This window comes from Nautilia profundicola AmH (genome assembly GCF_000021725.1).
Classification (GTDB): Bacteria; Campylobacterota; Campylobacteria; order Campylobacterales; family Nautiliaceae; genus Nautilia; species Nautilia profundicola.
This window is the reverse complement of the sequence record NC_012115.1, coordinates 944,804-958,650: the sequence shown is the minus strand read 5'-3', so window position 1 is coordinate 958,650 and position 13,847 is coordinate 944,804. Positions and strand designations below refer to the sequence as shown.

Annotated in this window: 13 protein-coding genes and 1 tRNA gene; 9 read left to right on the top strand and 5 right to left on the bottom strand. The window is 25.9% G+C overall.

Features of this window, described 5'->3' with window-relative positions:
• The first annotated feature begins 39 nt into the window (after positions 1-39).
• From NAMH_RS05120 to NAMH_RS05095, 7 genes are all read left to right on the top strand, one after another.
• Positions 40-1,590: a DNA repair protein RecN gene (locus tag NAMH_RS05120; RefSeq protein ID WP_015902510.1), complete on the top strand. Its 1,551-nt coding sequence runs from the start codon at positions 40-42 to the stop codon at positions 1,588-1,590.
• Positions 1,583-2,473: a hypothetical protein gene (locus tag NAMH_RS05115; protein ID WP_015902289.1), complete on the top strand. Its 891-nt coding sequence runs from the start codon at positions 1,583-1,585 to the stop codon at positions 2,471-2,473. Before NAMH_RS05120 ends, NAMH_RS05115 begins: the two co-directional genes overlap by 8 nt.
• Positions 2,474-3,087: 614 nt before the next feature.
• Entirely contained in the window at positions 3,088-3,924 is an 837-nt protein-coding gene (locus NAMH_RS05110) for a hypothetical protein (RefSeq protein ID WP_015902577.1), read from the top strand.
• Positions 3,925-4,053: 129 nt separating this feature from the next.
• A complete protein-coding gene (locus NAMH_RS09350; protein ID WP_012663937.1) occupies positions 4,054-4,179 on the top strand; it encodes a hypothetical protein in 126 nt (41 codons plus the stop codon).
• Positions 4,180-4,827: 648 nt separating this feature from the next.
• Positions 4,828-5,046, top strand: coding sequence for a hypothetical protein (locus NAMH_RS05105; RefSeq protein ID WP_015902000.1), 219 nt, complete (start codon positions 4,828-4,830; stop codon positions 5,044-5,046).
• Between the two features lie 108 nt (positions 5,047-5,154).
• The gene (locus NAMH_RS05100; RefSeq protein ID WP_015901885.1) at positions 5,155-7,068 is read left to right on the top strand and encodes a P-loop NTPase fold protein; all 1,914 of its coding nucleotides are present in this window, start codon (positions 5,155-5,157) and stop codon (positions 7,066-7,068) included.
• On the top strand, positions 7,058-8,737 hold the full coding sequence (locus NAMH_RS05095; RefSeq protein WP_012663942.1) for a hypothetical protein: 1,680 nt from the start codon (positions 7,058-7,060) through the stop codon (positions 8,735-8,737). The genes NAMH_RS05100 and NAMH_RS05095 overlap by 11 nt, the downstream gene beginning before the upstream one ends.
• A gap of 545 nt (positions 8,738-9,282) precedes the next feature.
• On the opposite strand, the gene NAMH_RS05090 is transcribed toward NAMH_RS05095, so the two are convergent.
• The 3 genes from NAMH_RS05090 to NAMH_RS05080 form a co-directional block, all read right to left on the bottom strand.
• Positions 9,283-9,369: transfer RNA gene (locus NAMH_RS05090), tRNA-Leu, on the bottom strand.
• A gap of 178 nt (positions 9,370-9,547) precedes the next feature.
• Positions 9,548-9,853: a F0F1 ATP synthase subunit C gene (locus NAMH_RS05085; RefSeq protein WP_012663829.1), complete on the bottom strand. Its 306-nt coding sequence runs from the start codon at positions 9,851-9,853 to the stop codon at positions 9,548-9,550.
• A gap of 110 nt (positions 9,854-9,963) precedes the next feature.
• Positions 9,964-11,043, bottom strand: coding sequence for a pyridoxal phosphate-dependent aminotransferase (locus NAMH_RS05080; protein WP_015901928.1), 1,080 nt, complete (start codon positions 11,041-11,043; stop codon positions 9,964-9,966).
• Between the two features lie 41 nt (positions 11,044-11,084).
• Between NAMH_RS05080 and NAMH_RS05075 the strand changes: the two genes are divergently transcribed.
• Positions 11,085-11,675 carry a LysE family translocator gene (locus NAMH_RS05075; protein WP_012663560.1) on the top strand — a complete coding sequence of 197 codons (591 nt, stop codon included), beginning with the start codon at positions 11,085-11,087 and terminating at the stop codon, positions 11,673-11,675.
• Positions 11,676-11,843: 168 nt separating this feature from the next.
• A complete protein-coding gene (locus tag NAMH_RS05070; RefSeq protein WP_015901997.1) occupies positions 11,844-12,725 on the top strand; it encodes a YfdX family protein in 882 nt (293 codons plus the stop codon).
• Here the strand turns inward: NAMH_RS05070 and NAMH_RS05065 are convergent.
• Both NAMH_RS05065 and NAMH_RS05060 read right to left on the bottom strand, forming a co-directional pair.
• On the bottom strand, positions 12,722-13,411 hold the full coding sequence (locus NAMH_RS05065) for a metallophosphoesterase (RefSeq protein ID WP_012663667.1): 690 nt from the start codon (positions 13,409-13,411) through the stop codon (positions 12,722-12,724). The two genes, NAMH_RS05070 and NAMH_RS05065, sit on opposite strands and share 4 nt — an antisense overlap.
• A complete protein-coding gene (locus tag NAMH_RS05060; protein WP_012663522.1) occupies positions 13,411-13,815 on the bottom strand; it encodes a cysteine-rich Sel1 repeat protein in 405 nt (134 codons plus the stop codon). Before NAMH_RS05060 ends, NAMH_RS05065 begins: the two co-directional genes overlap by 1 nt.
• Between the last annotated feature and the right edge of the window lie 32 nt (positions 13,816-13,847).

Genomic DNA, 13,847 nt, shown 5'->3' with positions numbered 1-13,847 from the left:
GAGAATTGAGAATTGAGAATGTAGAATTAAGGTGCAGATATGATTGAAAGGGTGTATTTAAAAGAATACGTAACGTTTGATGAGGTTGAGCTTGAGTTCAGTGAAGTGGAACTTGAATTCAGTAAAGGCCTTATAGTATTTACAGGTCCAAGCGGTGCGGGTAAATCCGTATTAATGAGGGGAATACTTTCGATTTTCGGTTATTTTGATTTAAACGCAAAACTTGGTGAGGCAATTGTTGATGCGGATATTGATTTAGAAAAGTTTGGTTTGGAAAAAGATGACATTCTGATATTTAAACAAATGAAAAAAAATAAAAACAGGTTTTTTATTAATAATCAGGCGGTGAGTAGAAAAATTATAAGAGAAATAGCTGATAAATTTTTAAATTATTTATCTTTACGAGAAATAAAAGAATTTGAAAACGAAAACATACTACTGCTTTTGGATAAAATGAATGATAATAAAAAACATCATCAAAACTTAAAAACGTATAATGAAAAATATAATTTATTTAAATCAATACAAAAAGAATTACACACAGTGCTTTTTTTGGAAAAAGAAGCTGCTGAAAAAAAAGAATTTTTGAAATACGAACTTGAAAAAATAGAAAAAATTGATCCGAAACATGGTGAATTTGAAGAGTTGATGGAAATAAAGAAAGATTTAAGCAAAATAGAAAAAATTAAGGAAAAAGTATTTGAAGTTGAGAGAATATTTGATTTTGAATACAGTGTATATGAATTGCTTGAAATGAGTGGACTTGAAAGTGAATTTTTCTCTAATGCTATGAATGAACTGAGAATTGCCATAGATAAAGCCAATGAAAAAGCAGACTATCTTGAAAATGTTGATATTGAAGAAGTGCTTGAGAGGCTTTCGAACCTTCAAGATTTAATTAGAAGGTATGGAAGTGTGGAAGAAGCGCTTGAATATTATGAAGAGAAGAAAAAAGAGCTTGAAAAGTTAGAAAATCTTAGTTTTGAAAAAGAAGATCTTGAAAAAAAACTTGAATTAATTTCAAAAGATTTATATAGTCTGGCCGATATTATAAGTGACGAAAGAAAAAAAACAGCAAAAAAATTAAATGAAAAACTCAATTATTATTTAGAAAAACTTTATATGCCTAAAGCTGAAATTGTTTTTAACAAAACTGAATTAAATAGATTGGGTATAGATAATGTTGAAATTATAATTAATGAAATTGATATAAATACCATTTCTACTGGAGAGTTTAACAGATTGAGAGTTGCAATGCTTGCAAGTAAACTTGAATACGAAAATCAGGAGATGACTCTGTTCTTAGACGAAATAGACGCTAATTTAAGTGGAGAGGAGAGCATGAGCGTTGCTGAAGTACTTAAATACCTCTCCAGTAAATATCAGATTTTCGCTATTTCACATCAGCCACAGCTTGCAAGTAAAGCGAATAAACATTTTTTAGTAGAAAAAAAAGATGGTAAGAGTATGGTTAGAGAACTTAATAAAAATGAAAGAATAGAAGAAATAGCAAGAATTATCGGCGGGAAAGAAAAATCACAAAAAGCCATAGAGTACGCTAAAGAGCTTTTAAAGGAAAACAATGATTAATATTTTATTACAAAAAATAAAAGAGCTTGAAACTGAACTTAAGGAAATAAAGCAAAAAAACAGTTTTGCGAAAGAAAAAATTTTAGAGCTTTTTAAAGAATGTAAAATTCCGAAAGAAAAGAAAAGTAAATTTAAACTTGAACTGGTTTCTGTTTTATCCAATTTGGATGTTAAAAAAATAAACTCTTTTTATGATGAAAACAATGCTTTAAAATATAGTAGTTTTATAGATATTGCCAAAAATATAAATAAAGGTTTTTTAGTAATTATTGATGGTCATATGAATGAAGACAAAAGAAAATTCGTTATTGGTTTTTTGATTAATAAAATTTCTCCTTTTTTTGCTTTCTCTGATAATAAAATAATAGGAATACTTGACAATGAACAGTTGAAAAAAATAAAAGAACTTAATGAAATACCGTTTTTTAATCCTCAAACAGGTGAATTTGACGATGTTGAAGTTTTTAAAGTGGTATTTGATACTGAAGAATTTGATTTAAGAAATATAGAAAAAGCAAAAAAAATTTTTGATGAGCTAAGAAGAAGGCCGAGTTATAAAAATAAACGTTATATTGAATATTCATTAGATAAAAATAAAGTAATTGATTTTGAACAAGAACAATTAAGCAAAGAAAAGAGGAAATTTGCATACATTTATGATGAAAAATATCCGAATTTGGAAATTATATTAAAAAGAGAAATTAGAAATATACCTTTTGTTTTAGCATTGCTTGAAAGAATTGATGAAGAAATGGATTATATAAAAGAGTCAAAAGGTATACAAAATATTGTAAACAGAATGCTAAACTTTATAGAAATGAATCTTCCGGAAGAAGGAATCTTAGAAGAAGTCAGATTTTTAAGACAGAGACTGTCGGCTTAAATAAATGTTGTTTTCTTTTTTTAAATATATGAGTGTGTAAATTTTCATATTTTTCAGTTTTTTTAATTTAAACATTTGGTTGTTTTTTTGTAAATAATGTAATAAAAATGATGATACGGATTAACTAAATGATGACAGACGCTTATTTCTGTAATCATGTTTATGATGCGATGGGAGGGGAATAAACTTTACTTTAACTACATTTCATTACTTACTTTTTTATAAATCTATATCATCTCATAAAACTTATAATTTCGGCTTTTCTAAACAGTAACAAATAAAATATATAAAATTTGCTTGGATATAGGCATTTTTGTATAATGATAAAATTATGTTGGCGGGTTACTTTTTGAGGGTACTTTTAAAAAAAAAGTACCCTCAAAAAACAAAAAGGATACTAAATGAATATAAGAGAAATTAAAAAACTGAAATGGAACGGAAAAAACGAATTAATACAAGTTGCAAATAATCTTGAAAGATTTTTAGAATACAATAAACACAAAATATAAAATGATCAATATTATGTTTTGAAAATGATTTTAAAAAATATGAAATAAGATTTATAAATATTAAAAATTTGTAAAAATTAATCATCTTAAATAAGAGGGAAAAGAATGGAGAAATTCTTTTTTAATTTTTTTAAATTTGCTTATATTAATAATTTTGCTACAGTATTCTCTTTAATTTTTATTTTATTATATGGATTAAATATCAATTTTATTGATTGTTTAAAAAAATCAGGATTATTTAAAATTAATGAAATATTTATGTTTATTTTTTTAGGTTTATCAATTATCTTTATAGTTAGTTATATTTATTTTGTTAAATTAATCATTCAAAATCCAATGATAATTAAAGATACTGATAGACCTTCTAGATTTAATGAATTTAAAGACTTTTATATATTAACGCCATTAATAATTATGGCAATAATCGGCTTACTAAAAAGTATTTCAATTTTATTTAATAAATGTAGTATAAATCCTAATGTTTCTTTTGTTACATATTTTTTTTATTTTATAGAAATATTTTTAGTAATATTGGTGTCTTTAAATTCAAGGAAAATTTTAATCTGCTTAAGAAGGAAAATTTACAAAAAGATTTCTTATTTTATATTTAACACTGTGTTTGTTCTTATACTTATTTTTATATTGCTTTTTGCATTAAATAAAAGTATTTTATTTTTAAAAAATGTAGAAATAATTATATTTTTTCTTTTATTCTATGTTGGTTTTACTGGATTTATTTATATAAATAAAATACTTTATAAAAAACATAAAAGAAATAAATACGTTTTTCTTAATAATAATAATGTAAAAAAAATATTTTTTTATATTTTAATATTCATAATATTCATGGTTATAAATTGTTTTCCTGATTTCTTTAAAATTTCGATCAAAATGATTTCAATTTTTATTGAATGCGTTATTTCAAATATAAAAGTAGAATAATGAAAGAAACTGATAAAAAAAAGTTTTTATTAATTAGCTTAAGATTTTTTAACAATTCCAAAGATAAAATCATTTATAGATTTTATATCAGATAATCATCAAATATATTTAAAAAATGAAATTGAAAAATTGATAATATATAGGGAAGAAGATTTTGATGATGTAATTGAATTTTTGAAAAATTTATCTAAAACAGAAAAAGATTATACAATAGCTATTTTTCATAAAACAATTCATACAAATAGAGATATCTAAATATTTTTATTAGCAAAAATTTTAGTTTTTCAAGCATTAAATGTAAGTGTAGATTATACTCATGATACAATTTCGAAATGTTTAAATTTTCTAAATTTACAAGATCATTAGTTAATTTATTTATTAACTAATAATGATAATTTAACACTTCCAAGTTTAATTAAGAAAAGTAGCATTCATTATTATCTGGAGGGGAAACTATAGAGGCTTTTTAAAATATGATTTCTTTGGGAGTATGGGAGCATTTCAGTGTTCTTTTGTTTTTGATGTGGGAGTCTTGAAGATCAAAAAAAATATTTATAAATCACAATCATTTCAAATAGATAAAATCTATAATAAATTAAAGAAATATGTAACAAAATTTTTTTATTCTACAACTAATAGTTAATTCTTAAAATAAACTTCTACAAGCACTTACAAAAAAGTAAACAACAAGCCCTTCAAAAAATTTTTCCGTGTTTCTACTAAATTGTTGACTTTTTCGTTTAATAGTGCGTTGTTTGTTTATTTTGTCGTAGGCAAAAGAGAAAAAAGTTTTTTGATAATTAGAGAGGATTTCTCGTTTTACATGAGTTAGTTGTCTTCCCGTTGGTCGGGATTGTGTCTCTTCGATTATCGAAAACTTAAAAAAATTAAAAGGAGCTTGAAATGATGAGAGTAACAGAAGAAAGAGCGGATGAATTATATGATGAAATGTTTGATGAACAAGGTGTTATAAAAATCGTAAACTTAGAATATTATCCTTTTTACGTTTTAAAAAAAGTTGATGAAATTGCATACACTTGCAGCTTTTGGGATTTTGTTGACGCTTACGAGATTAAAATTATTGATGAAGATGAAGAAGAAAACGAAGATGAAGACTTTTAGTCTTTTTTCTTTTTTTAGCATTAAAAAGTAATAATATTAATTTATTCTTTAATATAAATTAATAAGTAATTAATTTTTGATATAATTTTTTAAAAAGGGTGTATAAAATTGGATAAAAATCAAATTATTGAAGTTACTTTCTTAGATGAAAAACCTTTAGCAAAAGATGAATTAAATTTACATAATAAAATTGCAAAACTTATTAAGGACACTATCTTTTTAATTAAAGATAATAAAAATAAAGTTATAGGATTATTTGGGAGTTGGGGGTCTGGAAAATCTACAATAGTTGAAATTCTAAAAGATAACGAAAAAGGTTTTTTCAAAGAAGATAATATTTTTATTTTTGATTCTTGGTCTCATAAAGGAGATTTTTTAAAAAGGGCATTTTTATTAGAATTAGCAAAAAAACTAAAAGTAGAAAATGAAAATTATGAGAAAAATTCCAATGAAACTAAAGAAAATTCTTATAAAACTAAAAAAAGTTTAACTATAAAAGATGTGTTATCTAAAAAAGTTGTAAGTCGTATTATAGATTCTGAACCTTCTGTAGACTTAAACAATTCTATAAAATTTATATTCTATATACTATTATTTTCATTGATTATAGTTGCTTTATCAAAAATAGTTGATTACTTAGTATTACCGTTAATTCTTAAATTTTTTTCTCTTGAGGCAGATTCAAAGCTTTTCATAAAAGGTATTTTAATTTTATTTTTGTTTTTTATAGGAATTTTTTCCATTGAAAAATTAGATGATTTTATAAAATTTTATTTTTTTAAGAAAATAGATGTAACTGAATCACATACGACAAAGGAAGATTTAGAATTTACTACTTATGATTATGCTAATTACTTTAAATATATTTTTACAAAAAAACATGAAAAGAATAATAAAGAAAATAATGGAAATAATGAAGAACCATTTATAATAATTTTTGATAATTTAGACAGAGTTGATGATGGTACTGTTTTAGACACATTATCACTTATTCAATTAAATAATGAAGTAATAAAAAAAGAAAATTTAAATAATATTTATTTTTTAATACCTATAGATAAAGAAAGACTTGAAAAAACAATAAAAAGCATTATAAATGAAGATGAAGAAAATCCAAAAAAATTTGTTAAAGATTTTTTAGAAAAAGTTTTTCCTTATAAAATAGAAATTCCAAATATAACTCACTGTGATTGGAGAAAATTTTTTAATGATAATCTAAATAAAGCTTTTAACAATAGTTTAAAAGAACAAGATATATTGTTTATTAGAAGATTTTTTGAGGAAATAATCAAAAAAACCGATAATAATTTAACTCCAAGAGAAATTAAAAATTTTATTAATAACTTAGTGCAAAATTATTTATTTTGGAAAAATAAAATAGATATAAAAGTGCAAGCGGTGTATATTATATTAAAAAACTTTTTAGAAAAGAAAAAGTTTGACAAAATTATTAAAGAAATTGAAAATGGAAAAAGACTTTCAGAATCGCTTAAAGAAGATTTGAAATTTCAAAAATTATTAGAATTAATTAATGATATTGAAAATGATCCTATTGGAATTGAAAGTAATATATTAAAACAATTTTATAAAGTAGTAGAGATATATAGTATCTATATTGAAAAATTTAATAGACTTGTAAAAGAAAAAGATATAAAAGAAATAAATAAAATAATTAAAATTATAAATGAAGAAAGTAAAATTGATAATCTATTAAAAGAATCTATAACAAGACTTGAAGATGAATGTAAACAAGATATAAATTTACTTTTAAATTTATTTTTTGTATTAGAAAAATCAGATATAAAAAAATATTCTATTATTTATAAAGATTATATTAGAAAACTGGTTAACTTATTAAAAGAAGATATTAATAATAGTGAAGTGCTTTCTAAATTAAATGATTCTAATCTAGAAATTTTGAGTTCTATTTTAAAACAAAATGAAGAAATAAAAAAACTTTTTATAAATAAAAGTATTGAAATATCTACAACAATTACAGAGGAAAAAGAAAATGAAGCATAAAAATAAAATTAATTTTTTAAAGGTTTTAATTAAACTTACCGAAAAAATGGATATAGAAGATTTACTCTTTGAACAATTAAAAAACAAAGTAGATCATAATATAAAAAACAATGAAATAATTCTTCTCGATTTTATAAAATCATCAGAAGACAATATCCAATTTTTGCAAAAACTTATATCTTTTGAAATATTTAATATAGAAGAAATAATAAAAAACATTAATAATAGAATAAACGATAATGAGAACAATATTATAGATATAAAAAAAGAACATATAATTTTATATAAGATATCTTTTTTAACTCCGAATGCTTTGGATGAAAAAAATAAAATAGCTATAACTAAAGATTTTATAAATAGAATATTACATTTAATTAATAATTATAATAATACTAAGATTCAAAGTATTATTAATGTTAATTTAATTACCAATAAAGTTCTTTTAACTATATTTAAAGGAACTGTATTAATAAAAATATTTTTCTTCAATATACTAAATTTTATAAAAGATGATGATAAGGCTTTTGAAAATTACATTAAAGATAATCAAATTCGAACTAAGTTGTTAAATTTGTTAGCTATATATATATTAACTTCTAAAAAAATAAATAATAAAGAAGTTTTATTACCTTTATCATTAGTATCCATTTTTACAAATACTTTTAACATCATAGTTAGATTAAAGATTGGAACCCAGGTTAATACTAAAGAAATATTTGAATTAATAATTAAAGATGATGAGCTTATAAAAGATTTTGATATGTATATCAATGAAATAAATGAATTTAATCTGTTATATGATTTTCTAAACAATATAGAACAAAATTTAGAAAAAATAAATAATGAATATACAATTATAATTTTAAAAAGTATTTTAAAAAAAATAGGAGCTGGAGATTTTCAAGATAAATTGTTAATTGATTATTATATATTATTTTCAAATAAAGTTTTAGAAGAATATAAAAAAGTCATAAAAAATAAAAATAAAGAAAACAAATATTGGTATAAAAAATTTGTAATAGATAATATTAAAAGTGATAATGAAATTTTACATAAAGAGACATTATTATTTTTGAATTTTATAAATAACTGGCAGGATGATGAAGAAATTAAACAAGAGATTATTGAATTTATAAATAAAAATAACAAGCATTTGTTATCAAAGAATTATATTTTTAATATAGTTAAAAATCTTATTAATAAAAAATATAGATTTAATTTTGGTTATCATGATGAAGTTGGAGAAATATTATTTAAAGAATTTAAAAATTTAAAAAAAGATAATGAACATTTAAAATATGCTTTCAAAAATTTAAAATATCTTTTAAAAAAAGAGACTTTAGATACTTTAATGAATAATATTTTAGAAAATGTTAAAGGAAATGTAAGTAATATAAATGAATATCAATTAATAATTTTAAAATTAATATTATCAAAAGAATTTTCCTCTAAATATTTCAATAAAGATGAAATTAAAAAAATTTTTGATAAAGTTATTTCTGAGAAAAATGGATTCAACTTGCTAAAAGTATTAATCGAGTACGGACAAATTACTAAGAATAACACATATTTTACTGAAGAATTAACTAAAATATATAAAAATGAAACTAATAAAGAAGTTAAAACAGTCATCGAAACTATTTTATCTAAATTAAAAACAAAAGACTAATATTTTTAATTTTCTCTGCTTTCGCGGGAGAGGAGGGCACGTCTCCCACTTAGGTGTGGGGCACCATGAATAGAGAAAAGAATACAAAAAATTATATGAATATAAGTAAAGAATACAAAGCGAATACACACCTAAAAAAACCATGTATCTTTGAATTTTTTATGTGAATACATAAAAGTTTGCTTATTTTTCTTATTTTTATTGTAATCCTCAAAAATTTTTTTTGAAAACTGTATACTACATAATAGTTGAAAAATAAAAAACGTATCAAAATACTGTAATATTAAATAATCTCTTCTTTCCTCTTCTATATTTTTTTCAACTATCTCTAACTCTAATCAGTGCCAGACATTATTCATAACAATTTATCTTTTATTCTTTACTGCTCTAAAACAAATATGTTTAGTTATTTAACAATTAATCAAAAATATTGTTAAGTTTTAAAATTTGCAAAAATTTTGCTCGAAAGTTATTTTTGTGGGTCGCTTTTTATTTCTAAAATTGCTTTGAAAATCTGAAATTTAGAAGGTTAGAAAGCATTTCAGTGGTGCGACGGGAGGGACTCGAACCCTCACGGGCTAACGCCCACAAGGCCCTCAACCTTGCGTGTCTACCAATTCCACCACCGTCGCTTGGAGACTGAAATTATAACAAAATGATTCAAGGTATTCAATACCATTGAAAGGTTTTTATTGTTTATATAAGCATATAGCAATTTATAGGTAAGAATTACAAGAATAAGTCACATTACAAAACAGTGCCAGACACCAAGTATAGGTTAAAATAAAAAACCCGAAAAAGGGCTTTTTATTAACCTAAGAATGGGTTAGCGTAAAGTGCGATAAGTGCAAGTACAAGTGCGTAAATAACTTGCGCTTCGATCATCGCTAATGCGATGAACATTGTACCCATAAGTTTACCACCCATACCAGGGTTTCTTGCTGTACCAGCGATAGTTGCCGCAGAAGCGTGTCCCATACCGATTGCACCACCAAGTGCTGCAAGACCAAGACCTACTACAGCTGCGATTACGCTGTACGCTTTAATCATTGTGTCACCATCTGCTGCGAAAGCAAATGCTGCGAAAATTGCCATAAGAGCTACGATTTTTTTCATTTTTCTTCCTTTTGTGATATTTTATTACGCCACGTCCGTTCGGCTTGCGTATCCCTACTTAACACGTAACGCATTGAAATTATAACCAAAATTTTCGGAAATATTAACAGTTATTTAATATTTTTTAAAAAATTTCTCATTCTTTTTGCCGCAGTTTCAAGTTCATTAATATTTTTGGTGTAAGCAATTCTGATATATGTATTAAAATCACCGAAATCAACTCCCGGAGTAGCGGCGACTTTAGCAACTTCAAGCAGAGTGTTGCAAAATTCAAGTGAATTGTCTGAATATTTACTGATATCGCACCATAAATAAAAAGCTCCGTCAGGTTTGGCTATAGGGAACAGATCTTTTAACTCTTCATACAAAAAGTCTCTTCGTTTTTGAAACTCCTCTTTTACACTGCTTAAATACTCATAATCAAACGCTTCAAGTGCGGCGTATTGGGAAAGCGTAGGGGCGGATATTAGGATATTTTGTGCGATTATCTCCGCATCCCTTACAAGAGCGTCCGGTACGATCATCCATCCAATTCTCAGACCCGGCATGCAGAAATATTTGCTAAACCCGTTAATAACGATGGCGTTTTTGTTGTATTTCAGTGCGGTTGTGTAATCATCCGAATATACGAGACCGTGATAAAGCTCGTCGCTTATGAGAAGTTTACCGTTTTCTTCACAGTAACTGCAGATGTATTTCAAATCTTCGTTAGAGTATATGGTTCCTGTTGGGTTGTTGGGTGATGAAATCATAAGAGTATCGAAATTGTATTTATTGAGTTCGTTTATGTTTATTTTGTATTCGGGAAAAGAAGTCGGGATTTTTATAAATTTTTTGTTTTCAAGTTCCGCAAAGTTTTCATAGCATGGATATCCCGGGGTAGGGGTTGCGATAGTTTTACTGAAATAAAAGGCAATTAAAAACGCAGTCGAAGTACCTGTGGTGATAATTATGTTTTTGGGATTTACGTTAACATCGTACATGCTTTTATAATGGGCTGCAATTTTTTTTCTTAAACTTTCAAGTCCTTTGGCTTCGGTGTAGAAGAAGTTGTTGTTTTTAAGAGCATTTTCAAGGGCTTGTTTGACTTTTGGAGAGGGCAGCAGGTCGGGTTCGCCTATTTCAAGATGTATTACGTCTTCGAGTTCTCTTGCTTTTTTTAAGACGTCCATTACGATAAACGGTTTCATTAATATGCCTTTTTTGTATAATTTTATCAAAAAGGGTGTAAATGGAATATATTATTTTGGCGAGTATGGGGTTTTTTGCCGCATTGACGCCGGGTCCTGATATATTTTATATTATAAGGCAGGGGCTTTGCAAAGGTAAAACTTCCGCGTTTTTGGCTGTTGCTGGAATTCTTACGGGAAATATCGTATATTTGACTCTTGTGGGAATAGGACTCGGGAGTATAGGGCATAATCCATATTTTCAGATGATTGTCGGTATTGCCGGTGGTATTTATCTTTTGAGGATCGCAAAAGCAGTGTTTAACGAAAAAGTACATATTGAAAAAAGCTGTGATAACCTGCGTAAATTTGATATTTATAAAGAGGCTCTTTTTTTAAATCTTTCAAATCCTAAGGCTATGATTTTCTTTGCTGTTGTTATTACACCGTTTATGAGTAAAAATGTTATGTTGAGCTTAATAAGTCTTTATATAGGAATAACATTTGCATTTATAATTGCTGCTTATTTTAGTTCTAAACTTAATATTGAAGAAAAAATTATGAATGCTGTAAATAAAATATCTTCAGCACTCTTTTTGTTTTTTGCTCTTAGTCTTTTTTATACTGCTTACAAAGCTTTTCTTTCTTTATAAACATTTAAATATAAATAATTTTTAAATTTCTTTTTTCTCCTTATAACGGGCAGTTTATGCATAAAAGTTAAATCATATAATTTAGAATTAATAAATGTAAACACTAAAATAACTTGACAAATAGTATGTCAATGTTGTATAATTATCAAAACTTTTAAGGAGGAAAAAATGGCAGAAGAAAAAAAAGTAACAGAAAACAAAGAAGTTACAAAAAATGTAGAGGAAGCAAAAGAAAATTATGTAGATGAAAGAGTAAAACAAATAACACAAGAAGCTACTGATGCAATAAACGCTGTTGTAAAAGTTGTTGAACTTTTAGATAAAGAAAATAAAGAAGAGGTTTTAAAACAGATTGAAAAAGTACTTGGTAAGCTTGAAGTATTAGTAGCAAAAGATCCTACGCTGCAAGCTGTGCCAATTGGCGTAAGAGAAGAAGTAGTTGATTTCCCTGGAACTGTAGAAGATGTTGAACTTGCAAAAACCGAAGTTGTTGCATTGATTAAAAAAGGTGAAGTTGCTCTTGCAAGAGATATTATGTTAAACCTTGCAAGCGAGCTTGATATTTACATTACCGCTTTACCGATAGGGACATATCCAGTTGTAATAAAAGCAATTATTCCTTTAGTGGAAGAAGGTAAATTCAAAGAGGCAAAAGCACTGATCGTTGAAGCGCTTGAAACTTTAATAATTGAAAAAGTAGTGATTCCATTACCAATCTTAAGGGCTGAAAAAACTATAATAAAAGCAAGTGAAATGACAAAAGACGATGATAAAGCCAATAAAGAAGAACTTTCAAAACTTCTTGAATATGCAAAAGAACAGTTACTGCTTGCACAGGCTTTAGGATACGGTAAAATTGAAACAGATTACAAGGATCTGTTTGAAGAAATTGAAAAAATCGAAAACAAACTTAAAGGTGATGAGGGTACTAAAGGTATATTTGAAAACCTTAAAACTAAACTTAGCTCATTTATGAGCGGATTCAATAAAGCAAAAGCACCTACACAAATGCCACAAGCGGAAAAAGAAAAAGATAAAAAAGAAAATTAACGCAAAGGTACATGCGGCTCGGCATATTTTTGCCGAGCGTTTACCTGTATTATTTCATTTTCCCAAGGTTTGAGTGTATTTGGAATAACAACTGCAGATAGTTTGTTTCCATATACGCATCCTGTATCTATTCCTATCGAATTTCTTTTAATATATGGTTCTTGAAAAGGAGAATGACCGTAAACAATAAATCCTTCATGACCGTTGTATACATCGGCCCAAAAAGAGGCATTAGGATTATTATGATTTAAAGGCAAAAATTTTCCTTCTTCATCAACATCCCGCATAAATAAAAGCAGAGTCATTAAGTTTAATTTAGGATTGTTAAGATATAATTTATTACTTATTCCCGCATGAATAACCGTTAGATGATTCATTTTCAAAAAAAACGGCATTGATTCTATGTATTCAAAGTCTTCTTTTTTTAATTGTGGGTATATTCTTTGCTGATCATCGTCAAGTATAACATTTCTGCCCCAATGTTTTCTTAAGTGTTTATATTCATGGTTTCCCATGATAGAAAATATACGGTTTTTTTGAGCATATCGCAGGGCTTCTACAGCATACGGACCTTTGTCTAAGATATCACCTACGCAAATTTCAAAGGAATTTTTGGGAATGAGAGATCTGAGATCTTCCCATTCCTCAAGACATCCATGAATATCTCCGTAAATTACGTATGTCATTAGTGAAGTTTTTCTATATAGTTACAAGCGTCTTTATTACCAAGTTTACAAGCTTTTTTAAGAAGTGTTAAAGCTTTTTTAACATCTTGTTTTACTAAAATACCTTTATAATAATAATATCCTAAAATTGTGCAACTGTCAGAATCGTTTAAATTACAGCCTTTTTCGTAATATTTTAATGCTTTTTTATTGTCTTTTTCTACACCGAAACCTTTATTGTAAAAATATGCAACCATACCGCAGGCGTAGGCTTCGTTTTTTTCGCATCTTTTTTCGAAACCTTTAATGGCTTTATCATATTTCCCCTCAAGAGCCAATTGTAAATCGGGATCGTTGGTTGTGCCGTGTTTTGCAGCAAATACAGAAACAGTTAAAAGTAGTACCATAAATAATATTTTTTTCATTGTTATCCTTTTTTTGAGTTATTATATCAAAA

What these genes read in the sequence shown, in the direction of transcription:
- NAMH_RS05120 (WP_015902510.1), top strand. Translation starts at nt 40, where the DNA reads ATGATTGAAAGGGTGTATTTAAAAGAATACGTAACGTTTGATGAGGTT.
- NAMH_RS05075 (WP_012663560.1), top strand. Translation starts at nt 11,085, where the DNA reads ATGGAATATATTATTTTGGCGAGTATGGGGTTTTTTGCCGCATTGACG.
- NAMH_RS05065 (WP_012663667.1), bottom strand. Translation starts at nt 13,411, where the DNA reads ATGACATACGTAATTTACGGAGATATTCATGGATGTCTTGAGGAATGG.
- NAMH_RS05060 (WP_012663522.1), bottom strand. Translation starts at nt 13,815, where the DNA reads ATGAAAAAAATATTATTTATGGTACTACTTTTAACTGTTTCTGTATTT.
- NAMH_RS05070 (WP_015901997.1), top strand. Translation starts at nt 11,844, where the DNA reads ATGGCAGAAGAAAAAAAAGTAACAGAAAACAAAGAAGTTACAAAAAAT.
- NAMH_RS05115 (WP_015902289.1), top strand. Translation starts at nt 1,583, where the DNA reads ATGATTAATATTTTATTACAAAAAATAAAAGAGCTTGAAACTGAACTT.
- NAMH_RS05080 (WP_015901928.1), bottom strand. Translation starts at nt 11,043, where the DNA reads ATGAAACCGTTTATCGTAATGGACGTCTTAAAAAAAGCAAGAGAACTC.
- NAMH_RS05105 (WP_015902000.1), top strand. Translation starts at nt 4,828, where the DNA reads ATGATGAGAGTAACAGAAGAAAGAGCGGATGAATTATATGATGAAATG.
- NAMH_RS05085 (WP_012663829.1), bottom strand. Translation starts at nt 9,853, where the DNA reads ATGAAAAAAATCGTAGCTCTTATGGCAATTTTCGCAGCATTTGCTTTC.
- NAMH_RS05095 (WP_012663942.1), top strand. Translation starts at nt 7,058, where the DNA reads ATGAAGCATAAAAATAAAATTAATTTTTTAAAGGTTTTAATTAAACTT.
- NAMH_RS05110 (WP_015902577.1), top strand. Translation starts at nt 3,088, where the DNA reads ATGGAGAAATTCTTTTTTAATTTTTTTAAATTTGCTTATATTAATAAT.